The organism is Hydrogenivirga sp. 128-5-R1-1 (assembly GCF_000171895.1).
On record NZ_ABHJ01000002.1, the window covers coordinates 1 to 21369 of the forward strand.

Consider the following 21369-nt stretch of genomic DNA (forward strand, 5'->3'; position numbering starts at 1 on the left):
ACACCCCAAACACCACCGTGAACTTCTTTCCTTTTAACTGTTCCGGAAGCCTGGGACTGAACGACCTTGGCAAGGTCAAAGGTGGTGTTGTTTGCAAAATCAATAACAGCTATCCTCGGTATGACGTTTTCGTAAGCTATCCTGCAGGCATCGGGCACTTCCACCCTCACCCTGTCAGCGGGGGTTATCTGGTAAGCGGTTGGGTCTATGGACGGTGCCTTTGTACCACAGGCGAGAATAGCGGGTACCACTCCAGCGAAAACCAACGAAATTTTTTTACGATTCATGCTACCCCTCCTATAAAGTTTTCTTGCCTTTCATTTTAAGCCCCCTACAGTTTATATTCAATTTCAAAGTGGAAAACTTTTGTGTGAAAATTACCCGGAATCTGTGCCTGGAGATCACTAAAGAGGGAAACCTTATCAGGAATTGCAGGTTTGTGAGAAGAGATGGCATTTCTTCTCTTGATTACCTTGCAAAGAAGTTTGAGCCTTACCTTAAGGGCGAAGGCGATGTAAAGATAAGTCTGGAGGAGCTTGACCTTAACCCTTACAGAAGCAAGGTGATTGAAGTTTACAGAGCACTGAAAGAAAAAGTCCCCTTTGGGAAGACGATAACCTACGGTGAGCTGGCAAGGGCTACGGGAACGCACCCAAGGTTTGTGGGCTACTGCATGAGCGTAAACAGGTTTCCATTGATAATACCCTGCCACAGGGTCATGGCAAAAACGGGTTTGGGAGGATACTCCTACGGGATTGATATAAAGAGGTTACTTCTCAGACTGGAGGGTGTTGAGGCGTGAGGCGAGCCTATCAAACTCTTTCGCAACCGCTTCGTACTCGTTAATGAGCCTTTTACCCTCTTCTGTTAAGCAGGCTCCCCGCCTCCTTCGGCGCTCTATGATCACCCTGCCGAGCCTCTCCTCTATCGCCTTTATCTGGCTGTGTGCCCTCTTGTAGCTTATGCCGAGGGACTCAGCGGCTTTCACTATGGAACCCTCCCTTTCAATAGCTTTCAGCAGCCTGTACTTACCTTCACTTATTATCGGCTCTCCATCCTTCTCAAGCCAGACCTTGTAGCGAACTTTCAAGCCCTCTCTCCAAAGAGCAAGGTGCCCACACGGACTATCGTAGCACCCTCTTCAATCGCAACCTCAAAATCGTGGGACATACCCATGGAAAGGTGTTTTAAGGTTGTCCCAAACTCTTCCTCAAGCCTCCGCTTCAGCTCCCTTAGCTCTGAGAAAAAGGGTCTTACCTCCTCAGGGTCTTCCCTGTACGGAGGTATGGTCATAAGCCCCTCCACTTTAAGACTGGGCAGACCCTTGACGTAGCTGAAGAGTTCGGGAAGCTCCCCCGGCGCAACACCTCCTTTCGTCTCCTCACCCCCCACATTGACCTCAAGGAGAACCCTCTGGATTAGCCCAGCCCTCTGAGCCCTCTTCTCTATCTCGTCGGCGAGGGACTTCCTGTCTACCGAGTGTATCAGGGAAACTTTACCCATCAGGTACTTAACCTTGTTGGTCTGTAGTCTGCCTATGAAGTGCCAGTCTATATCAAGCCTCCTTAGGGCTTCGTACTTCGTGGTGAACTCCTGAACCCTGTTTTCACCGAAGGTCTTGAGACCACATTCATAAAATTCCTTAATTCTCTCAGGGGGAACCGTTTTGGAAGCGCCGAGCAGTATCACCTCCGCGGGAGACCTGCCAGACCTGGCGCAGGCTTTCTCAATAAGCTCCCTTACATGCTGTAAATTACCGCAAGCGGTCATAAAAGATATATTAAACCTGACTTTGTATACTTTCTTGAGGAGGTGTCATGAGGCTCGTATCCGTCATAGGCTCTTCTAACTCAACGGAAGAGGAGTTCAGCGTTGCCTACGAGGTTGGCAGGGAGCTGGCTCGCAGAGGTATAGGGGTGGTGTGCGGTGGCAGGACGGGTGTGATGGAAGCGGTCTGCAGGGGAGCAAAGGAAGGGGGAGGGCTGACGATAGGGATAATGCCCTCCTACGACGGGTATGAAGCCAACCCTTACGTTGAGATCAGAATAAACACGGGAATGAGCTGGAACAGAAACCCCATAGTAGTGGCAAGCGGGGACATGGTCATAGCGATAGGAGGTCACTACGGCACCCTCTCGGAGATAGCTTACGCCCTCATACTTGGTAAGTACGTTATTGGGTATAAAACCCATGATATAGATGGGATTGAAAAAGTAAACACCCCCGACGAAATTATTAGAAAGGTGGAGGAATTCTATGGGTCAGGAGATCAATCTGCTTGAGGAGATGCTCTTCAACACTATGTTTTCGGAAATAGAGGAAAGATACAACGACGTTGTTGACATATACAGGAACGATTACGAGATCCTGTCCTTAGCCCAGCACATGAAAGGCATAAGTGACATGGTGGGTGAGGTGGTCAAAGAGATACCTAACCCCGGCAAGAAGTTGGGGGAGGAGCTCTACACCACGCTCTATCAGGTGTTAAAGGACGTTAGCTCAATCCTCTACGACCTGTCCATAGCGGAGGGAGACCAGCTCAGCTACGTGGTAATACAGGCTTACAGGAAGCTGGACAGCATAAACTCCCTCTTTGAAAAGCTGGTATGATCTTTCAGGATAGAGAGGAGGCGGGAAGTCTCTTAGCTGAGGCACTCAGGGACAGAATACATCCAGAAGACAACCCCATAGTCCTCGCCATACCGAGGGGAGGCATACCGGTGGCGTACGTGGTGGCACGGGAGCTGAACATTCCCATGAGCGTGGTGGTCGTTAGAAAGCTCGGTCTACCCTGGAACGAGGAGGCCGGGTTCGGAGCTATAGACTCTGACGGAGCCACCTATCTGGACGAGGAGCTGGTAAATTACGCCAAGCTTGATGCGGACACCATAGCCGAGATAGCTGAGAGGGAACTGAGAGAACTGAGGAACAGGGAGAAGAAGTTCCTACCCTCGGGGTATCCGAACCTCTCAGGGCGGGAGGTCATAGTCGTTGATGACGGAGTAGCTACGGGTTACACAGCCGTTGCCAGTGCCGGCTTTGCGAAAAAGAGGGGGGCAAAGAGGGTTATAGTTGCTGTCCCGGTCTGTCCCAAGGACACAGCCAGAAGGTTCAAAGGGTATGCGGACGAGTTCGTGTGTTACCATCCCTCCTCGGAGATGAGCTTTTCCGTGGGCATGTTTTACAGGGACTTTCACCAGCTCTCAGATGAGGAAGCCCTCGGATACATAGAGAGAGCCAAAAGGGAAGGTCTGTGGGAGCCCGTTTGATAAAAAACTAAACCACACCGGCAGCCCTGCGGAGCTCTTCAAGGACATCTTCATACGTCCTGTACTCTGTGTCGCCGAACCGCCTGACCGGGACAACGCCCATGAGTGAGTTGGTTATGAATAGGGTGTCCGCCTCCTCCAGGTCTCTCAGCTTTATAACTCTTTCCTCAAGGTTCACTCCATTGGCGAGTATGTAGTCCAGGGTTGTCCCCCACAGGAGTCCGCTCTCACGGGTCGGTGTAAAGAGCCTATCCCCTTTGAGGAGTATTAGGTTTGACGCCGAACACTCCGTCACCTCTTCCTTCTCGTTGAGAACCACTCCGTCAAAGAAGCCCCTGGCGTTAGCCTCCCTCTTAACGAGGACGCTAAACATGTAAGAGGTAGTCTTGTGGCGGAAGAGGGGGTTTAGGGAGTGCCTCCGGAGATCGGACAGGACGAGGGAAACTTCGGCAGGTGGCTGGGGAAGAGCCTTCACGAGAACTCTGACCTCGTAGTCTTCTGGGTAGTCTGCGTAGTAACCGCTCCCGCTGGACATGAGAAGAAACTTCACGTAGAGGTTAGAGTCACCGCCTACGGCGGTCTTTATGAACTCTAAAAACTCTTCGTAGGAGGGGCAGGGGATTCCAAAGAACTCTGCGGAGCTCTTGAGCCTTCTGTAGTGGAGCTCAAGCTTGGGGCTCTCACCGATCCACCTTATACTCTCAAAGAGTCCCTCTCCGAAGTAGGTAGTCCTGTTCATACGGTCGCCTGTAGCTTTCTGAAAGCTCTCCTTATGCCTCTTACAGCTTGCTTTATCCTGAGCTCGTTCTCCACGAGAGCGAACCTGACGTAACCCTCCCCGTACTCCCCGAAGCCTACACCCGGCGAGACGGCGACCTTCGCCTCCCTCAGCAGGAACATGGAGAAGTCAAGGGATTTCATACCGACCCACTCCGGCACCTTAGCCCACACGAACATGGAGCCTTTGGGCTTTTCCACGTTCCAACCCATGCTCCTCAGACCCTCAACGAGGACGTCCCTCCTCCTTTCGTACATGCGTGCGTTTTCCTCAACTATCTCGTAGGGACTGTCCAGGGCTATGACCGCTGCTACCTGTATGGGCGTAAAGACTCCGTAGTCCAGGTAGCTCTTCAGGTGGGCGAGGTTCTTTATCACCCTTTCGTTGCCCACAGCGAAGGCTATCCTCCATCCGGCCATTGAGAAGCCCTTGGACATGGAGTAGAGTTCAACAGCCACGTCCTTAGCACCCTCTACCTGAAGGATTGAAGGGGGTCTGTAGCCGTCAAAGGATATGTCCGCGTATGCAAAGTCGTGGATTATCCATATCCCCTTCTCCTTAGCGAAGTTTACGAGCTCCTTGAAGAAGTCCATCTCAACGCACAGGGTCGTGGGGTTGTGGGGAAAGCTAACGACTATCACCTGGGGGGAGGGCATGGACTCCTTAACGGTCTGGTAAAGCTTCCTGAGGAAGCCCTCCTGAGGGTCCTCATCGTCGTTGAAGAGTAAGGGTATAGACCTAACCTCACCGCCTGCTATTATGGGTGCGTAGTAGTGTATGGGGTAGGTGGGATTGGGAACTATGACGGAGTTGCCTGGGGTCACCATGGCGAGCATAAGGTGGGAGTACCCTTCCTTGGCGCCTATGGTCATTATGGCTTCTGTTTCCGGGTTTAGCTCCACCCCGAAGCGTCTCTCGTAGAAATCACATATAGCCTTCCTGAGTCTCGGTATACCCTTGGAGGCAGAGTAACCGTGGACGTTCGGTCTCCTCGCCACCTCGCAGAGCTTGTCTATTATGTGGGGGGCTGGAGGGTTGGTGGGGTTTCCCATCCCGAGGTCTATTATGTCCTCACCCTCTCTCCTGAGCTTGTGCTTGAGCTCGTTCACGACCGCAAAAACATAAGGGGGAAGCCTCTTTATACGGGGAAACGCCCACTCCATACTTTCCTCAGTCATTCTCGTGCTCCTCTTCCAGCTCTTTACACTCAAAGCACATGGTCGTTACGGGGCGAGCCTTGAGCCTCTCAAAGGGTATCTCAGCACCGCAGTTCTCGCACACACCGTACGTCCCCGACTCTATCTTCATCAGGGCATAGTCTATCTTGTGAATGAGCTTGGCTTCCCTTCCCTTTATCCTGAAGGTCAGGTACCTCTCCTCCTCCAGGTCTGCCCGGTCTATCTCATCGCCGCCCTCAAAGGTGACGTTGGAAGGGTCTCTGATCTGCTCCTGGGCGGATTCAAGCAGTCTCTCCCTCATGTTCACCAGCAGTTCCTTTATCTCCTTCAGTTGCTCTTCCGTCAGATGTTTCAATCTCTTACCTCGTTCTGGCTAATAAGATTAGTATAGTTTACTTTTTGCCCGATAACCACTCCGCTATGAGCCTCATCTCCATATCCGATAAACCCTTACCCCACGGACACCTCTTTGCGAGTTCAAGGACGCCTTCGGCGTTATCTCTGTACTTTTCCCTCAGAAACTTGAGGGGCTTGGGACTGCCGGGGGCGTGACACCTTATACAGTGGTTCTCAAAGAGCGTTCTGCCCTCGGGCGAGGAAAAGGACATGTATGTTACGGCAAGAAGTAAGAAAGTAAGCTTTCCCATGACCCACCTCCGTATTAGAATTTATGCGAATGAGGCTTCTCGTATCAGGAGGAGGAACAGGAGGACACTTCTTCCCAGCTCTTGAGGTTCTCAAGAGAGCCAAGGAGAAGGGCATACCTACCCTCTACGTAGGCGCCCAGAGAGGCATAGAGAGGGGCTTTGAGCACGCCATACCCGGTGAGAAGCTCTTCCTTGAGCTTTACCCCTTCAGGGGGGTATCCGTTGGAAAACGGGTGAAAGCCCTACTGAGCTTCTGGAGAGGTATTTCCCATTTGAGGAGCCATACGCAGGGGGATTTCAGGACGCTCGTATTCGGAGGTTATCCGAGTGTTCCAGCCGGTGTTCACACGGTCCTCAAGAGAAAGCCCCTCTACCTGCACGAACAGAACTCAGTGCCGAGCATGACCAACAGACTCCTCTCCCATTTCGGCAGGAAGGTCTTTATAACCTTTGAGCACTCACGGAAGTTCTTCAGGGGCATGAAGGTGGTAAGGACAGGACTGCCGATAAGGGAAGAGCTCATAAACACCAAGCTTGACAAGTCCAACGCCAAGGAAGCGCTCGGCTTCAAACCTGAGGCACCCCTGGTGCTCTTCATGGGCGGCAGTCAGGGGGCAAGATTTATAAACAACCTCGCGGTAGACTTCGCCAAGAAGACCGGCGCACCGGTTCTGCTCTTGTCTGGAGAATCTGACTTTGAGAGGGTGAGCGAGCTTGCACAAGGGATGGAAAACCTCAAGGTGTTTCCCTTCAGAACGGACATGGGGCTCGTGTACTCCGCCTCGGAGGTTGCCGTCTGCAGGGCTGGAGCCGGGACTATATCCGAGCTCTCCTACTTTGAAGTACCAGCCGTCCTCATACCTTACCCCTACGCCTCCGGAGACCACCAGTTTTACAACGCCAGAGAGATTGAGGAGCTTGGAGGCGCCTTCACGCTCAGACAGGAGGAGGTAAACCTTGATAGGGTGGTAGCCCTCGTTGACAGGGTCTTCAAAAACATAAAGTCCATGAAGGCGAGCATAAAGAGCTTCGCCAACCCGACGGCGTCGGAGCTAATCCTCAACGAGGTTCTTGAGGACTGATAGGAGCTCCTCGCTGCTTTTTTCAGTATTTACCTCCACAAAGTCCACGTCCTCAGGGTACTCGAAAAACTCCTTCTGCTTCAGGTAAACACCAAAGTCCGCATCTGAGACGTCCTTCCTCCGAGAAAGTCTCTTTTTGATCTCCTCCTCGCTGGCTGTGGCAAGCAGGAAGAGAACGTCTTCAAAGCTGTCCTTGACGAGCTTCCTCTGCCAGCTCTTAAGGAAGGTAGCGTCCATAACGACCCTCTTGCCCTCCTCAAGGAGCCTTCTGGCTCTCCTAACGAGCTCCTCGTAAACCCTCTTAGTTATTTCCTCCCTGTATATACCCTCCCCGAAGGGGGCTTTGGCTTCCTCCTGAGGTAAAAGTCCCATTAGCTCCTTTCTGATCACATCGCTCCTCAGCCACTCGTAGCCGAGCTCTTCGTGAAGGAGTCTTGATAAAAATGACTTGCCGGAGCCCGAGAGACCAAATACAACGACCAATGGGCGCATGTTACCAATTTTAATTGACTTCAGGCTCTTCTTTTCATAAATTAGAATATATGAATATTCTAAAAAGCCTTGCCCGAAGGCTTGTCTGGCTGGCTTTCCTTCCTTACGTGGCGCTCGGTTTATCCTCTGCAACTGAGGAAGGCGTAGACCCTAAGGTGCTTGAGAGGGGATACAGAGTGTTCCAGGAGAACTGCTCTATATGCCACATGGAAAAGGCGAGCCTGTGGGAGTTCTTGAAAGCCCGTCTAAACGTCCTCAGCGGGCGCAGACCCGAAAACATAGACGCCCCTCCCATGAATCTCGTCTCAGCGAGGATAAAGGAGTTCTATCCCCATGAACTTGACTTCGTTGAGTTCGTAAAGGATTACATAACCAGCCCTTCAAAGCAGAAGGGCGTGTGTCAACCCGCAGCCTACGCCTTCTTTGGCACGATGCCTCCCATAGGACAGGGCATGGCTGAGGAGGATAAAGAGGCCGTTGCCCTATGGATGTATTACAGGTACAGCGATATATGGCATGACGTCTTCAAAAGGGTAAAGGAGCTCCAGAAGAGTGTTAAGTCAGAAAAGTGATGCCTTCCTGGAGCTGCCGTAGAGCCTTATCCTCCTCTTAACTACCTCCTTTACCTCTTCCATGGCGGGCTTAAAAAACTTCCTCGGGTCCACCGAACCTTTCTCTTCCTCTAAAAGCCTCCTGAGTGTTGCCATGAATGCAAGTCTCAGGTCTGTGTCAGTGTTCACCTTGTTTATACCAAGCTCCACAGCCTTCCTTATATCCTCATCGGGCACGCCTTTTGCCTTCTTTATATCACCGCCGTGGCGGTTTATCTCAGCCACATACTCGTAGTAAACTCCTGAAGCCCCATGGAGAACAAGGGGCATGTTGGTCAACTCCTTAACCTTCCTAAGCCTCTCAAAATCAATATCAGCCTCTTCTTTGAACTTGAACACGCCGTGGGCTGTTCCTACAGCCGGGGCGAGGGAGTCTATCCCCGTCCTAAGGGCGAACTCCTTAGCCTGCACGGGGTCAACGAGAACCTCCTCACGGCTCTCCACGTTGTCCTCAGCACCCACCAGCCTGCCGAGCTCAGCCTCAACCGCAACGCCGAGGGGAGCACACAGAGATACGACCCTGCGGGTCACCTCAAGGTTCTCATCGTAAGGTCTGTGGGAGTAATCTATCATCACGGAAGTGTAACCGTGTCTCAGGGCGAGAAGGACGGTCTCTATGCGCCTGCCGTGGTCAAGGTGAAGGGCGAAGGGAACCCTGTAGCTGTCCTTAACACTGTTAACCATACCCGAGAGATACTCTATCCCGGCGTACTTTATTGCGCTCTCCGTGGTCTGGACGAACACAGGAGCTTCCTCTTCCTCTGCCGCCTCCAGTATGGCTTTGAGGAACTCCATATTGTTGAAGTTGAAAGCCCCAACCGCAAAGCCGAACTCGTTAGCCTTATCAAGTATTAGCTTTCCTGAGATCAGGGGCATGAGCTTAATTTTAATCTCAAAAACATCTTGACATGGAGCAAGTAAACACTTACTTTAAATAGCAAAGGAGGGATGGTCATGAGCTTTGGATGGCTTGAAGTCGTTGTAGCGTCCCTGTTAATCACCCTCGTTGGGGGAACCATTCTCACCCGGGGCAGGAGCTGGTTAGACCCCGTGTTCTGGAAGCGCTTCGCCATAGTCGGCTCCCTCGTCATGTTCGTATTCCTATGGATACTGACCTTTGACACCCTCAGCAAGACTTCCGTGGGAACGGACAGGGTGCCCAACCCGACCGTGATCAACAAAAAGATAGGCTACGAGATGGACGCGGAGAAGGGGTACTTTATGCCCGTCATACTGGGAGACGAACCCCTCTTCGGAAAGACCTACACGGAGGAGGAGGCAACCCAGCTTCTCGTCAAGGGCAAGCTCGTAATCCAGAGCAGGAACTGTATGGACTGCCACACCCTGCTGGGTAACGGGGCATACTACGCTCCTGACCTCACAAAGGCATGGTTAGACCCCAAGTGGGAGAAGATAATGATGCCCATGACTGGTGCGAAGACCAAAGAGGAGGCGATGGTCAAGTTCCTGATGCACCCCGACAAGTACGCCACCTGGACGAGGAGGATGCCAAACCTGCACATAACCGAGGAAGAGGCTAAGGCTGTGGTCGCCTACCTGAAGTGGATGGCAGCTATAAACACGAACGGCTTTCCAGACCACTTCGGTCGTTCAAAGCTCGTTAAGCTTGATTAAAAGGGAGGTTTGGATATGAGCAAGCTCTACGAGAGTCAGAAGATAGCTCTCCTATACTTTTCCGTTGCGATAGTTCTCTTCGGTGCACAGCTTCTCTTCGGTTTGATAGCCGCCTACCAGTTCGTAAATCCAGAGTTCCTGCACAACGTTCTTCCCTTCTCCATAACGAGGATGCTCCACATAAACGCCATGGTCGTCTGGCTCATCATGGGTTTCATAGGTGGAATATACTGGCTGCTACCCTCCGAGACCGGCAGAGATGTGGTCGGTGCCAAACTCGGAAAGCTCGCCTGGTTTCTGTTAACAGCGGCGGTCGGAGTAGTAGTTCTCGTTTACATATTCAAGCAGTTCGGAAAGGGAGACTTCTTTACGCTCTGGTTCATAACCGAAGGCAGAGAGTACATAGAGGCTCCCCGATGGGCTGATATAGGCATAGTTGCGGTCATGCTGATCATTTACTTCAACGTGGCTGCTACCGTCATAAAGGCTGGGAGGCTCACGGGTCTGATGGGAGTTCTCCTTATAGACCTCCTCGCCCTTGCGGGGCTGTACGTGGCAGGTATGTTCTTTACTCCGAACATAACCCACGACCAGTTCTGGTGGTGGTGGGTCGTCCACCTCTGGGTTGAGGCTACCTGGGAAGTACTCGTGGGTGTCCTTATGGGATACGCCCTTATGACGGTCTTGGGAACACCCCGCAGGATAATAGAGGGCTGGCTCTACCTTGAGGTTCTGCTCGTGTTTGGAACGGGCATACTTGGTCTCGGACACCACTACTACTGGATAGGAACCCCCGAATACTGGCTCGGGATAGGTGGGTTCTTCTCGTCTCTTGAACCGTTGCCCCTCGTTGCTATGATAGTGCACGCCGTTTACGACGCAGGCGTCCATAAGCTCCAGACGGTCAACAGACCGGCTCTCTTCTGGATATTCCTACAAGCCTTTGGAAACTTCTTCGGTGCAGGTGTGTGGGGATTCATGCACACCCTTCCCCAGATAAATCTTTACTCTCACGGTACTCAGATGGCGGCGTCCCACGGACACCTCGCCTTCTTCGGAGCCTACGTGGCGACGAACTTAGCCCTGCTTTACATAATACTCCAGCACATAAGGGCTCCCGAAGGTCCCATACTGGACAGCAGGACATGGAAGGTCGCCTACATAGGGATGATAATCTCCATGGTGGGTATGGTTGGAGCGCTGCTCGTGGCAGGGTTCGCCCAGACCTTCTTTGAGAGGGCTGTCGGTGGTGCCACATGGCAGGATTTCATAGTCACCCAGATGCACCCGTGGGTAAGCATACCCTACATGTGGAGGCTCGGCTTCGGCGTTCTGTTCTTCCTGTCATACATAGTTCTCGTTTACGACCTGCTTACAATAGGTAAGAAGGCAACGGCTGTGGAGGTGAAACCGGCATGACGAGTCCTTACGAGGTGGTGGCGCTCCTCGCCGCCGGCTTCTTTTACATACTCAGCGCGGGTGGGTACGCCTTCATGTACACCTACGGCAGGCTCAGGAACGACGAGAAGTACAAGTACGCATCCTTCGTCTTCATGGGCATAATGCTGTACAGCGCCTACGTGATGATATCAAGCCCCGTCTTCAGCAGCTTCTGGAAGGGGCTACTCTCCTTCGCTACGGTGGCTTACATATTCATCCCCCACGGTATGTGGTGGGTCGTGGTTAGGATCCACAGGACTGAGGAAGAGGAAAGGCAGAGAACCTTCTAACCGAACCTGCCGGTTATGTACTGCTCGGTGAGCTCCTTGTCCGGTTTCGTGAATATCTTCTCGGTGGGTCCGAACTCAACGAGCTCGCCCATAAACATGAAAGAGGTGTAGTCGGATATCCTCGCAGCCTGCTGCATGTTGTGGGTGACTATGACTATGGTAAGACGCTTCTTGAGCTCAACCACGAGCTCCTCTATCTTGGCTGTAGATATGGGGTCAAGGGCTGAGGTGGGCTCGTCAAAGAGGAGAACCTCCGGTTCCGGGGCTACAGCCCTTGCTATACAGAGCCTCTGCTGCTGACCCCCTGAGAGGGAGTAAGCGTTCTCGTTCAGCCTGTCCCTGACCTCCTCCCACAGAGCGGCTGCACGGAGAGCCTCCTCCACCTTCTCGTCAAGAATGCTCTTTTTCTTTATACCCTTAAGCTTCAGCCCGTAAGCCACGTTCTCGTATATGCTCTTGGGAAAGGGGTTGGGCTTCTGAAAGACCATACCTATCCTCATCCGTATCATTATGGGGTCTATGTCCCTGCTGACTATGTTGACCCCGTCGGGGTAAAGGACTATCTCTCCCTCGTAGCGGTTACCCGGATAGAGGTCGTGCATACGGTTAAAACTTCTCAAGAGGGTCGTCTTGCCGCACCCGGAGGGTCCTATTATGGCTGTGACTTTATTTTCGTATATGTTGAGGTTTATGTCCTTGAGGGCGTGATTCTGTCCGTAGTAAAAGTTGAAGTTCTTTACCTCTATCTTTAGGGACGATTCGCCGTTCATCTCCGCCGTTTCCCGATACTACTATTTAACCACAGGCTTTTTCTCTTGAAGGGCAAGAATCTCAGACCTTCTGGGTCTGTGGTAAAGCATGGCGAGACCGGAGGTTATAAGCAGGGGAAAGCCGTAGAACCTGTCTCCCATTATCAGGAGGAGGAAGCCGAAAACCCCTATGAACTCGGCTATGGCGTTGGAAACTATCACAGCTATCCTGTAAGTGTTCAGAGCTCCGTCAAAGGAACTCTCGGCGGAAGCCTTCGCAAGGTAGCTCCTCCGTGCGTAAACTGAGTAGGTTATCGTGCCTATGGTGAGCAGGTAGAAGATAGTCCTGACCTTCTTTAGCCCCTCCTCACCGAAGGTGAATCCTATGTAGCCCTTAAGGAAAAGCCCCAGAACAGCGTATATGAGAACTGAAAAGAACATGGCGAACCACACCATATTGAGGGAGCTCCAGAGACTCCTGATCTTTTCCGCGTCCTCTTTACCCATCAGAACCTCCTCATTCCGTGCACAAGAGCTTTCGCCGATATAAAGAAGAGTAACGTGCCAAAGGTTAAGATCAGGGCAGCAGCCCAAGCCTGTCCGTGCCACTCCTCATAGGGACCCATGGCGTACTGGAATATGGTCACCGTCAGAGAAGCCATGGGTTGGGTCGGGTCTGTGGTCAGGAAGTTGTTGTTGAAAGCTGTAAAGAGGAGAGGTGCCGTCTCACCGGATATTCGTGCTATGCCGAGGATAACGCCCGTGAGGATGCCCCTTCTGGCAGCCGAGAGGGATATGTCCTTTATTACCTGCCAGCGGTGAGCCCCGAGGGCGTATCCAGCTTCTCTGAGGGAGTTGGGAACGAGCTTCAGTATCTCGTCGGTGGTTATAGCTATCACAGGAACCATGAGAAGGGCTAACGCCACGGAGCCGGACACACCCATGAAGTGCCCGACCGGCTTAACCATCAAGGCGTAAACGAAGGTGCCTACGACTATGGAAGGGAAGCTGACGAGAACGTCCGTTATGTTCCTGAATGTCTTTACTACCCTTGAGTGTCTTCCGTACTCCGCAAAGAATATGCCCGTGCCTATGCCCAGAGGAACACCTATGAGGGTGGCGAGCGTTGTTATTATGAAGTGCCCGACGAAGGCGTGACGCAGACCGCCGCCCTCTATACCCGGCGGTGTTGGGTCGTTAAGAAAGAGCTCAGGGCTGAGAAAGCGAAAGCCGTTCAGAACGACGTCCGCCAGTATCCAGAAGAGCCACACGAGACCGTAGAGCGCCGTCAGCGTGGAGAGGGACAGCATGACCAGATTTACGAGCTTCCTCCTAAGGATCACCCTCTTCAGATGTTCTTGGTGCCCCATCTCTTGCCCAACCTCTCAAGTATCAAAAATTTTGCGAGCATCAGAAGACCGAAGGAAAGGACGAACAGTATGAGAGCGAGATAGTAAAGTGAGGACAGGTATATGTCCGAGTCCGCTTCGGTAAACTCGTTGGCTATGGATACGGTTATCGTCGTCAGGGGTTCAAGGAGACTGAAGGGTATCTGGTGGACGTTTCCCGTCAGGAAAGCCACCGCCATGGTCTCACCGAGAGCCCTGCCAACGGAGAGAACCATTCCACCCACTATGCCCGGTAACGCGTAGGGTATGACTATGTTCTTGACCACCTCCCACTTGGTAGCGCCGAGTCCGTAGCCTGCCTCCTTGAGCAGCGGTGGGGTCATCTCAAAGCTGTCCTTAACTATGGCGCTCATGAAGGGAATTATCATTATTGAGAGCACAAAGCTTGAGGTCAGAGCGTCCACACCCGTAGGGGCTCCTTCAAAGAGCCTTCCCAAAAGGGGGATACGCCCGAGGGTTTCCTGCAGGAAGGGCTCCACGTAGTCAGCCATGAGGGGAGCTATGACGAAAAGTCCCCACATACCGTAGATGATGCTGGGTATGGCACCGAGGAGCTCCACGGCTGTTGAGAACACGGGCTTTAGCCTCTTTGGAGAGAGCTCGGATATAAATACCGCTATCCCTATGCTCACCGGGAGTGCCACGATAGAGGCGAGGAATGTGACCAGCAGAGTGCCAAAGAGAGCTGGCAGAGCACCGAACACCTCAGCCACGGGATCCCATGTCGTCCCGGTGATAAACCTCCAGAGTCCGAACTTCTCTATCGCAGGAAGGGACTCGTAAACGAGAACACCGAGGGTTAGGAGGGGAAACAGGAAGCCAACCGAAAGGGCGAAGAGCCCCAGGGTTGACCCGGTGAGAGCCTCTATTAACTCCTCTCTCTTTTTCACCGCTGCAGTTTAGATTATACCTTCAATACCAACCGTTAGCCCGCCAGTAGTCCCTTATGCTCTCCTTAACCTTCTTCGGCAGTGGAACGTAGTGGAGCTCGGTGGCGATCTTATCGCCCTTCTTGAAAGCCCAGTCAAAGAACTTTACGACCTTCCTGTTCCTATCCTTAGGGTAGTCCTTTGCGAGGAGTATGAATGTGGCACCAGCTATCGGGTAAGCCCTCTTCCCCTTCTGCCAGGTGAGAACCTCGTAAAAGTCCCTCTTGGGATCCCACTTCGCTCCTGCAGCTGCCGCCTGAAAGGTCTCTATGGAGGGCTTGACGAAACTTCCCTCTCTGTTCTGAAGGGTTGCAACCTTCAGCCTGTTCTCAAGGGCGTAGGCGAACTCTACGTAGCCTATACCTCCTCTGACCCTCCTGAGGTAATTAGCCACCCCTTCGTTTCCCTTGGCACCTATACCTGTGGGCCAGTTCACAGCCTTGCCGTACCCGACCTTCTTCTTCCATTCAGGGCATGCCTTCGCAAGGTAGTTGGTGAATATCCAGGTCGTTCCCGAACCATCAGACCTCCTTATGACGGTTATCTTCCTGTGGGGTAGTTTCGCCTTCGGATTATGCTTCTTCACAAGGGGGTCGTCCCAGTACTTCACTTTACCCAGAAAGATGCCGCACACAGCCTCGGTGCTGAGCTTGAGCTCCTTGATGGGCAGGTTGTAGGAGATAACCACACCTCCAACCACAGTGGGGAACTGGGCGAGCTTGTGCTTCTTGGTTTCCTCCGGTTTGAGAGGTGCATCGGAGGCACCGAAGTCAACCGTCCTGTTAATTATCTGTCTGACACCGCCTCCGGAACCTATGGACTGGTAGTTGAGCCTGACACCCGTTTCCTTGTAGTAGAGATACGCCCACTTGGCGTAAAGGGGGTAGGGAAAGGTGGCACCGGCTCCGTTTATGGTCTCCCCGGCGAAGAGGGTTGCGCTCAGCATGCCCATACCCGCCATCAGTCTTCTCATCCTCTCACCTCCTTGATAGGAAGTATAACCTCCCAATTGTTAAGAAAAGATTAAGGTTTTATCTTTATCCTCCTGCGGATATGAGAGAGGTGGTTGACGGACTCTCCCTCGGTCTTGTGCTTTTAAACGAAGAAGGGCAGGTAGAGTACGCCAACAGGTTCTGCAGGGAGAGAGGCATAGTGCCTGATGACTACGCTGGAAAAAGGTACTACGAGGTATTCCGGAGCCTTGAGCTCATGAGCTTCGTAGGAGAGGGTCTTGAAGGAAGGAGCAAGGAGCTCAGGTTTGAGCACTCCGGCAGGGTTTACAGAGCTACCTTCCTCAAGGGAGGGCTCGCAGTTCAGATTGAGGACATAACGGAGCTCGTAAAACTTGAAAGACTCCAGCGGGAGTTCTCCGCCTCGGTGAGCCACGAGCTCAGCACGCCCATAACTGCGGTTAAAGGGCTCCTGGAGACCGCTCTCTCCGGGAATAAGCCAGATAGAGAGTTACTGGAGAGGGCGCTAAAGAGGGTAAGAGAGCTTGAAGGGCTCATAAAAGCCCTGAGGTATATGGTCTCCCTTGAGGGAGACCACCAAACGTCCAGCGACCTCTTCTCTGCGAAGGAACTGCTGGAAGACGTGATCCAAGACCTTAAGGGTGAAATGGAGCTCTTAGAGATAAAGGTTGAGCTGGCGTGCGAAGGTGTTGAGTTAAGGACTGACAGGGACAGGGCGTACATCCTTCTCAGGAACATAGTGGAAAATGCGGTGAAACACAACAGGAGAGGAGGGAAGGTGCGTATTGAGTGTGAAAGAACCCCTGACAGGGTTGAGATAAGGGTAAAGGATACGGGTGAAGGCATAGCGAGGGAAGAGCTGCCGCTCGTGTTCCAGCCCTTTTACAGAGGCAAGGGCAAGAAGGGTATGGGTCTCGGTCTCGCCATAGCGAAGAGGGTTGCGGAGCTGCTGGGCGCGGAGCTTGAGATAAGCAGCGAAGAGGGCAAGGGAACGACCGTGAGGGTTATCTTCATGGGTTAAGCCTCAAACTTGTAACCGAAGCCCCTCACCGTCTTTATACATTTCCCGTAGGCTCCGAGCTTGTCCCTCAGGTGCTTTATGTGAACGTCCACCGTCCTGTCCGTAGCCTCGTGGTCGTGACCCCACACCTCCTCAATTATCCTGCTCCTGTTTACCGGTCTGCCGTAGTTCTCAAGGAGACACCTGAGTATGTTGAACTCCGAAGGAGTCAGTTTAACCTCTGAGCCCCCTATGGAGACCTTCACCCTCTCCACGTCAACCTCAAGGGAGCCAACCCTGAAAACCCTGCCCTCCCTGCCTCTCTTCACTCTCCTAAGGACGGCTCTGACGCGTGCGGTCAATTCCCTGATGGAGAAGGGCTTGGTTATGTAATCGTCCGCTCCCAGGTGGAAGCCCTTAAGTCTGTCCACCTCCGTAGCCCTCGCTGTCAGGAATACGATCGGAACGTCCTCAAGGTCTGGTCTGTTCTTCATAACCCTCGCAACCCTGAAGCCATCAAGATCAGGCAGCATGACGTCTACTATCACGAGGTCTGGAGTTTTCTCCTCCAGCGCGGGAAAGAACTCAAGGGCTCTTTGAAAGGATTTAACCTCAAACCCTTCCCTCTTCAGAGCTGCCTCAACCACGAGGGCTATGTCCTCGTCGTCCTCAAGGATGTACACGAGCATGGTTCACACGGCTATCATCAAGTTACCTTCAACCCCTCAACGGGTATCCTCCCCTCGTATATAGCTTTGCCCACCACCACGCCGTCAACTACCCTGTAGAGCTTCTCCACGTCCTCCAGAGAGGACACCCCACCTGAGGCGAGAACAGGTTTTCCCACGGAGGACTTTATCTCCCTGTAAGGTTCAACATCAACGCCTTCAAGGCTGCCGTCCCTCTCTATTATCGTGTAAAGGTAGCCCCAGATAGGTTTTGGATCGTACTTCTTTGCGAGCTCTTCGGGTGTTATTGAGCTCTCCTCCTTCCAGCCTCCTATCGCGACCCTTCCGCCCTTGGAGTCTATGGAGAGGATCACCCTGCCGGGGAAGTCCGCGAGTATCCTCTCAAGCTCATCGGGGTTCCTAACGGCGAGAGTCCCCACCACGATGTAGTCTATGCCCTCTTCAAAGAGGTTCCGCGCGAGCTCGTAACTCCTGACCCCACCTCCAAACTCAATCTCTCCCCCGAAAACGGAACGAACCTTCCTTATGTGCATCAGGTTTTTGGGAACTCCACCCTCAGCGCCGTCAAGGTCAACCACGTGAATCCTCTTAAAGCGGGCCTCCTCGTATATGCGGGCTAAATCCTCGGGGGAGTAAGGGTAGACCTTGGACTTATCAAACTCGCCTCTGAAGAGCCTTACTACCTTCCCTTCCTTTATATCAACAGCTGGGACGATGAACTCGGTCAGCTCCATCTATAATATTCTACGCTATGAAGAAGATAATACTTGCGCTCATGCTGTTGGGGAGCCTTTCCTTAGCTCAGGAGGGCATAGGCAGGTACTACCTGGTTGAGAGGGTCTTCCTGATGCCCTTCGTGTTCAAGTACGCCGATGAGCTCGGTCTGGACAGCGAGCAAATGAAGAAGATAAAGGAGTTCGTAAAGAAGAACGAAAAGGAAGTTGAGAGGAACCGAAAGATACTTGAGTACCTTAACCGCAAGGCTAAGCTGATGATACTGGACGGGAGTGAGGAGAAGGAGATAAGGGAAGTTTTAGCGGACATAGCCTCCGTGAAGATGGAGATGTCACTGCTGAACGCCAAGAGCGTGAGGTTTTTGAAGAGCACCCTGACCCCGGAGCAGTTCCAGAGGCTTAAGGACATAGTGGTGGTCAGGCTCTTTGAGCTACAGCAGTGAGACTGAAAGTCTCTTACATAACCAACAGGGGAAAGTTCAGGGAGAAGAACGAAGATGCGCTGCTGGTTGCTGGAGAGCTTTTGGCAGAGACATCAATAAGCTCACCCCTTTTAAGAAGCCTTGAGCTCTCCGATCCGACCCTGTTCGCCGTTGCGGACGGCATGGGAGGTCTCCCCTGTGGAGAGGTAGCCAGCAGACTAACGTTGGATTACATAAGGGACTCCTCAGCTGAGGGAAAGGGGGAGCTCCTGGAAGTCCTCAGGAAGGCAAAGCTCTACCTTGACCACTACGTTGAGACCCACAAGAGATGCTACGGCATGGGAACCGCCTTGGCCGGAGCTTACTTAAAGCCAGACAGGGCTACGGTGTTCAACGTGGGAGACTGCAGGGTTTATCTCCTGAGGGAGGATAAGCTGGAGCAGCTGACGAGAGATCATACGGAGGCATATCAGCTCTACCTGAAGGGTCTAATAGACGGTGGGGAGCTTAGGAGAAGCCCTTACAGAAATCTCCTGACCTCGGCGATCATGGGAGGTCTCCCCGAGGAGTTTGAAGTTTTCGTCAGAGAAGAGAATCTCCTTGAGGGAGACACATACCTGTTATGCTCAGATGGGTTGTGGGACGAGCTCTCCGACGAGGAGATAAGAGAGTGCATGACCCTCGGTGTGGAGGAAGGAAGCAGGTGCCTGTTTGAAAGGGCTTACAGAGGTGGAAGGGACAACATAAGCTTCATACTCCTTAAAGTTCCCTGAAGGCTACGAAGTCCATCAGCTTGAGTATCTCTTCCTTGTATTGGTTCTCGGGGAAGACGCTCAACAACTCCTTGGCTCTACTTAACTCCTCTACAGCCCTCTCCTTGGTCTTCACGTCCCCACCGAGGCTGAGCACCTCCCTCCTGAGGCTCTCAATCTCCTCCGCTGATGGGTTGATCTCCTTGAGCAAACTCTCAACCCGTACCCTGTCAAGGCTGTCAAGCACCGATAGAAGGGGATAGGTGGTCTTGCCCTCCCTCAGGTCGTTTCCCACGGGCTTGCCCGTCTTTTCAGAGTTCCCGGCGTAATCAAGGAGGTCGTCTATGAGCTGGAAGGCTCTACCCATACGGAGCCCCACCTCGTAGAGCCTACCCTCCTCATCGCAGCCGCCCGCAAGCCCACCGACGGACACGCAGGCTCCAAAGAGAACGGCTGTCTTCCCATCAATTATCTGGAAGTACTCCTCCTCGGTTATGAGCTCACCCACCCTGCTTAGTTCAAGCACCTGTGCCTCTGCCATATCCATGACCGCTCGGCTGACTATCCTTATCATATCTATCGTTCCGTGGGTTGCGAAGAGGTGGAGCGCCTTGGCGTACATGTAGTCTCCCGTCAGAACTGCCACCTCGTTGCCGAATATCAGGTTGGCGGACTCCCTTCCTCTCCTCTTCTTGGCTCCATCAACCACGTCGTCGTGGAGTAAGGAGGCGGCGTGTATGTACTCCAGCCCAACGCCGAGGGGCAGGGCATCCTCAGGCTCCCCACCGCACATTCCACAGGAGAGCATCGTGATCAAAGGTCTGAGCCTCTTACCCCCTCCATCTATAAGGTACCTGCCCGTCTCAAGGACGAGCTTTACCTTCGGGTTGAGCTCCTCAAGAAGTCGTCTCTCAATAGCTTCCAGCAGAACCATCTTCCTGAATGCGTGCCCGGCGGGACTTGAACCCGCGACCCCGGGGTCCGGAGCCCCGTGCTCTATCCATCTGAGCTACGGGCACTGACTATTTTATGATAACTTCATACTCGCTCTTATCCAAAGACTTGAGTCTGTCAGGTAGCCTGTCCAGGTCAGCGAGCAGCGTTTCCCTGACCTCTTCCAGAGAAGGTAGCTTGTCCACGAGTCTGCCACCCTCAAGAACCTTCTTCACGAGCCTTTCCCCCTCGGATTCCTCACCGTAAACCACAACCTCGTCGTGCTCCATAACACCATCCCTGTAAAATCTGCAGACCTGTCTCTTAAAGGGGAAGGTAGCCTTTCCTGGGCTCGTCTTTACCTTCGGCTTCCCCTCGTACTCCACGAGCTTGTAAGCCATGTCCAGGTAAGGGGCGTCGGCGGAGGTTATGAACTTCGTACCCACGCCGAAGGCGTCTATGGGACACCCCTTGGAGAGCCACTCCTCTATCCTGTACTCGTCAACCCCTCCGCTCACTATTATCCTCACGTCCTTTAATCCTCCCTTGTCAAGTATCCTCCTGACCTCCCTTGATAGGCTCTCTATGTCTCCGCTGTCAAGCCTGACACCCACTACGGGCACACCTTTCTTAGCCAGCTCCACGGTCTTCCTCGCCGCATCAATGGTGTCGTAGGTATCCAGCAGGAACACGGCGTTCTGGGGAAAGCTCTCGGCGAAGGCTTTGAAGGCTTCCTCTTCTTTGTCAAAGACCATTATGTAGGAGTGGGCTACCGTTCCGAAGACGGGTATTGAGAACCTCCTGCCCGCCTCAAGGTTGGAGGTGCCGGCGAACCCAGCTATGTAGGAAGCCCTCGCCGCGTATATGCCGGCCTCCAGTCCGTGCGCCCTCCTGAACCCGAAGTCCACAAGACTCCTGCCCCTGGAAACTACGAAACTCCTGACAGCCTTGGAGGCTATGACCGTCTGGAGATGAACGGCGTTTATGACGAGCGTCTCAAGTATCTGAACTTCGGGGAGGGAACCCTCAACCTGAACTATGGGCTCGTTCTGGAAGACCACCCTGCCTTCAGGTATAGCGTAGAGATTTCCCCTGAACTCATACTCGCTCAGGTATTCAAGGAAGCTGTCGGAAAACCTGCCCAGGCTCTTCAGGTACTTCAGCTCCTCGTCGCCGAATCGGAAGTCCTCTATCAGCTCAAGGAGCGTTTCCAGCCCACACGCAACGAGGAAGTTTCTCTGGGGAGGTAGCTTTCTGACGAAGAGGCTGAACACAGCGTTTCCTATTTTGTTGTGTTCAAGGTAGCTCTGAGCCATGGTGAGCTCATACAGGTCTGTGCAGAGCCCGAGGTTTTGCATG

The 21369-nt window shown here is 52.9% G+C and carries 29 protein-coding genes, 1 tRNA gene and 1 pseudogene; 12 read left to right on the plus strand and 19 right to left on the minus strand.

Going from position 1 to position 21369, the window contains the following annotated elements:
• Positions 1–287, minus strand: a pseudogene (locus HG1285_RS15085) (hypothetical protein); the annotation flags it as partial.
• Between the two features lie 152 nt (positions 288–439).
• Between HG1285_RS15085 and HG1285_RS15080 the strand changes: the two are divergent.
• The gene (locus tag HG1285_RS15080; RefSeq protein ID WP_008286209.1) at positions 440–802 is read left to right on the plus strand and encodes a methylated-DNA--[protein]-cysteine S-methyltransferase; all 363 of its coding nucleotides are present in this window, start codon (positions 440–442) and stop codon (positions 800–802) included.
• Here HG1285_RS15080 and HG1285_RS15075 read toward each other — a convergent pair.
• Together HG1285_RS15075 and HG1285_RS15070 are read right to left on the minus strand one after the other, a co-directional pair.
• Positions 770–1090 carry a LysR family transcriptional regulator gene (locus tag HG1285_RS15075; protein WP_008286210.1) on the minus strand — a complete coding sequence of 107 codons (321 nt, stop codon included), beginning with the start codon at positions 1088–1090 and terminating at the stop codon, positions 770–772. The two genes, HG1285_RS15080 and HG1285_RS15075, sit on opposite strands and share 33 nt — an antisense overlap.
• Positions 1087–1770 carry a YggS family pyridoxal phosphate-dependent enzyme gene (locus HG1285_RS15070; protein ID WP_008286211.1) on the minus strand — a complete coding sequence of 228 codons (684 nt, stop codon included), beginning with the start codon at positions 1768–1770 and terminating at the stop codon, positions 1087–1089. Before HG1285_RS15070 ends, HG1285_RS15075 begins: the two co-directional genes overlap by 4 nt.
• Positions 1771–1817: 47 nt before the next feature.
• On the opposite strand from HG1285_RS15070, the gene HG1285_RS15065 reads away from it, so the two are divergent.
• Genes HG1285_RS15065 through HG1285_RS15055 form a run of 3 tightly spaced genes read left to right on the plus strand, consistent with a single transcriptional unit; the run spans position 1818 to position 3269 of the window.
• Complete coding sequence (locus tag HG1285_RS15065) at positions 1818–2282, plus strand: TIGR00725 family protein (RefSeq protein ID WP_008286212.1); 465 nt, start codon at positions 1818–1820, stop codon at positions 2280–2282.
• Positions 2257–2610 carry a hypothetical protein gene (locus tag HG1285_RS15060; protein ID WP_008286213.1) on the plus strand — a complete coding sequence of 118 codons (354 nt, stop codon included), beginning with the start codon at positions 2257–2259 and terminating at the stop codon, positions 2608–2610. The genes HG1285_RS15065 and HG1285_RS15060 overlap by 26 nt, the downstream gene beginning before the upstream one ends.
• The gene (locus tag HG1285_RS15055) at positions 2607–3269 is read left to right on the plus strand and encodes a phosphoribosyltransferase (protein WP_008286214.1); all 663 of its coding nucleotides are present in this window, start codon (positions 2607–2609) and stop codon (positions 3267–3269) included. Before HG1285_RS15060 ends, HG1285_RS15055 begins: the two co-directional genes overlap by 4 nt.
• 7 nt (positions 3270–3276) lie before the next feature.
• Here the strand turns inward: HG1285_RS15055 and HG1285_RS15050 are convergent, their stop codons facing one another.
• Genes HG1285_RS15050 through HG1285_RS15035 form a run of 4 tightly spaced genes read right to left on the minus strand, consistent with a single transcriptional unit; the run spans position 3277 to position 5872 of the window.
• Positions 3277–4008: an aminotransferase class IV gene (locus HG1285_RS15050; protein ID WP_008286215.1), complete on the minus strand. Its 732-nt coding sequence runs from the start codon at positions 4006–4008 to the stop codon at positions 3277–3279.
• Positions 4005–5210, minus strand: coding sequence for an aminotransferase class I/II-fold pyridoxal phosphate-dependent enzyme (locus HG1285_RS15045; RefSeq protein ID WP_232219442.1), 1206 nt, complete (start codon positions 5208–5210; stop codon positions 4005–4007). Before HG1285_RS15045 ends, HG1285_RS15050 begins: the two co-directional genes overlap by 4 nt.
• A gap of 7 nt (positions 5211–5217) precedes the next feature.
• Entirely contained in the window at positions 5218–5580 is a 363-nt protein-coding gene (gene dksA / locus HG1285_RS15040) for an RNA polymerase-binding protein DksA (protein WP_008286217.1), read from the minus strand.
• A 37-nt stretch (positions 5581–5617) separates the two neighbouring features.
• Entirely contained in the window at positions 5618–5872 is a 255-nt protein-coding gene (locus HG1285_RS15035; RefSeq protein WP_008286218.1) for a cytochrome c, read from the minus strand.
• A gap of 29 nt (positions 5873–5901) precedes the next feature.
• Here HG1285_RS15035 and murG point away from each other — a divergent pair, with 29 nt between their 5' ends.
• Entirely contained in the window at positions 5902–6954 is a 1053-nt protein-coding gene (murG, locus tag HG1285_RS15030; protein WP_008286219.1) for an undecaprenyldiphospho-muramoylpentapeptide beta-N-acetylglucosaminyltransferase, read from the plus strand.
• Here murG and HG1285_RS15025 read toward each other — a convergent pair.
• Entirely contained in the window at positions 6925–7446 is a 522-nt protein-coding gene (locus HG1285_RS15025; RefSeq protein ID WP_008286220.1) for an AAA family ATPase, read from the minus strand. The two genes, murG and HG1285_RS15025, sit on opposite strands and share 30 nt — an antisense overlap.
• 50 nt (positions 7447–7496) lie before the next feature.
• Between HG1285_RS15025 and HG1285_RS15020 the strand changes: the two genes are divergently transcribed.
• Positions 7497–8018 carry a c-type cytochrome gene (locus tag HG1285_RS15020; RefSeq protein WP_008286221.1) on the plus strand — a complete coding sequence of 174 codons (522 nt, stop codon included), beginning with the start codon at positions 7497–7499 and terminating at the stop codon, positions 8016–8018.
• Here HG1285_RS15020 and fba read toward each other — a convergent pair.
• Positions 8007–8933, minus strand: coding sequence for a class II fructose-1,6-bisphosphate aldolase (fba, locus tag HG1285_RS15015; protein WP_008286222.1), 927 nt, complete (start codon positions 8931–8933; stop codon positions 8007–8009). The two genes, HG1285_RS15020 and fba, sit on opposite strands and share 12 nt — an antisense overlap.
• Before the next feature lie 78 nt (positions 8934–9011).
• On the opposite strand from fba, the gene HG1285_RS15010 reads away from it, so the two are divergent.
• Genes HG1285_RS15010 through HG1285_RS15000 form a run of 3 tightly spaced genes read left to right on the plus strand, consistent with a single transcriptional unit; the run spans position 9012 to position 11422 of the window.
• Entirely contained in the window at positions 9012–9692 is a 681-nt protein-coding gene (locus HG1285_RS15010) for a cytochrome c (RefSeq protein ID WP_008286223.1), read from the plus strand.
• Between the two features lie 15 nt (positions 9693–9707).
• On the plus strand, positions 9708–11111 hold the full coding sequence (locus tag HG1285_RS15005) for a cbb3-type cytochrome c oxidase subunit I (protein ID WP_008286224.1): 1404 nt from the start codon (positions 9708–9710) through the stop codon (positions 11109–11111).
• Positions 11108–11422 carry a hypothetical protein gene (locus HG1285_RS15000; RefSeq protein WP_008286225.1) on the plus strand — a complete coding sequence of 105 codons (315 nt, stop codon included), beginning with the start codon at positions 11108–11110 and terminating at the stop codon, positions 11420–11422. The genes HG1285_RS15005 and HG1285_RS15000 overlap by 4 nt, the downstream gene beginning before the upstream one ends.
• On the opposite strand, the gene pstB is transcribed toward HG1285_RS15000, so the two are convergent.
• From pstB to pstS, 5 genes are read right to left on the minus strand one after another with little or no spacing between them, the layout of a single operon-like run.
• Positions 11419–12192, minus strand: coding sequence for a phosphate ABC transporter ATP-binding protein PstB (gene pstB, locus HG1285_RS14995; protein WP_008286226.1), 774 nt, complete (start codon positions 12190–12192; stop codon positions 11419–11421). The two genes, HG1285_RS15000 and pstB, sit on opposite strands and share 4 nt — an antisense overlap.
• Positions 12193–12213: 21 nt before the next feature.
• On the minus strand, positions 12214–12678 hold the full coding sequence (locus HG1285_RS14990; RefSeq protein ID WP_008286227.1) for a hypothetical protein: 465 nt from the start codon (positions 12676–12678) through the stop codon (positions 12214–12216).
• Positions 12678–13541 (minus strand): phosphate ABC transporter permease PstA, encoded by an 864-nt coding sequence (gene pstA / locus HG1285_RS14985; protein WP_008286228.1) that lies wholly within the window; start codon positions 13539–13541, stop codon positions 12678–12680. The genes HG1285_RS14990 and pstA overlap by 1 nt, the downstream gene beginning before the upstream one ends.
• Positions 13520–14470: a phosphate ABC transporter permease subunit PstC gene (pstC, locus tag HG1285_RS14980; protein WP_008286229.1), complete on the minus strand. Its 951-nt coding sequence runs from the start codon at positions 14468–14470 to the stop codon at positions 13520–13522. The genes pstA and pstC overlap by 22 nt, the downstream gene beginning before the upstream one ends.
• 22 nt (positions 14471–14492) lie before the next feature.
• Entirely contained in the window at positions 14493–15482 is a 990-nt protein-coding gene (gene pstS / locus HG1285_RS14975) for a phosphate ABC transporter substrate-binding protein PstS (protein ID WP_008286230.1), read from the minus strand.
• A gap of 80 nt (positions 15483–15562) precedes the next feature.
• Between pstS and HG1285_RS14970 the strand changes: the two genes are divergently transcribed.
• The gene (locus HG1285_RS14970) at positions 15563–16501 is read left to right on the plus strand and encodes a HAMP domain-containing sensor histidine kinase (protein ID WP_008286231.1); all 939 of its coding nucleotides are present in this window, start codon (positions 15563–15565) and stop codon (positions 16499–16501) included.
• Here the strand turns inward: HG1285_RS14970 and HG1285_RS14965 are convergent.
• Together HG1285_RS14965 and hisA are read right to left on the minus strand one after the other, a co-directional pair.
• On the minus strand, positions 16498–17169 hold the full coding sequence (locus HG1285_RS14965) for a response regulator transcription factor (protein ID WP_008286232.1): 672 nt from the start codon (positions 17167–17169) through the stop codon (positions 16498–16500). The two genes, HG1285_RS14970 and HG1285_RS14965, sit on opposite strands and share 4 nt — an antisense overlap.
• A gap of 17 nt (positions 17170–17186) precedes the next feature.
• The gene (gene hisA / locus HG1285_RS14960) at positions 17187–17903 is read right to left on the minus strand and encodes a 1-(5-phosphoribosyl)-5-[(5-phosphoribosylamino)methylideneamino]imidazole-4-carboxamide isomerase (protein ID WP_008286233.1); all 717 of its coding nucleotides are present in this window, start codon (positions 17901–17903) and stop codon (positions 17187–17189) included.
• Positions 17904–17920: 17 nt separating this feature from the next.
• On the opposite strand from hisA, the gene HG1285_RS14955 reads away from it, so the two are divergent.
• Both HG1285_RS14955 and HG1285_RS14950 read left to right on the plus strand, forming a co-directional pair.
• Positions 17921–18346 carry a hypothetical protein gene (locus tag HG1285_RS14955; RefSeq protein WP_008286234.1) on the plus strand — a complete coding sequence of 142 codons (426 nt, stop codon included), beginning with the start codon at positions 17921–17923 and terminating at the stop codon, positions 18344–18346.
• A complete protein-coding gene (locus HG1285_RS14950) occupies positions 18343–19098 on the plus strand; it encodes a protein phosphatase 2C domain-containing protein (RefSeq protein WP_008286235.1) in 756 nt (251 codons plus the stop codon). The genes HG1285_RS14955 and HG1285_RS14950 overlap by 4 nt, the downstream gene beginning before the upstream one ends.
• Here HG1285_RS14950 and HG1285_RS14945 read toward each other — a convergent pair.
• From HG1285_RS14945 to HG1285_RS14935, 3 genes are all read right to left on the minus strand, one after another.
• Positions 19085–20011, minus strand: a complete 927-nt coding sequence (locus HG1285_RS14945; RefSeq protein ID WP_008286236.1) for a polyprenyl synthetase family protein — start codon at positions 20009–20011, stop codon at positions 19085–19087. The genes HG1285_RS14950 and HG1285_RS14945 overlap by 14 nt on opposite strands.
• Positions 20012–20022: 11 nt before the next feature.
• Positions 20023–20096 (minus strand) — tRNA-Arg (locus HG1285_RS14940).
• Between the two features lie 3 nt (positions 20097–20099).
• The gene (locus HG1285_RS14935) at positions 20100–21368 is read right to left on the minus strand and encodes a nicotinate phosphoribosyltransferase (RefSeq protein WP_008286237.1); all 1269 of its coding nucleotides are present in this window, start codon (positions 21366–21368) and stop codon (positions 20100–20102) included.
• Position 21369: the final 1 nt, after the last annotated feature.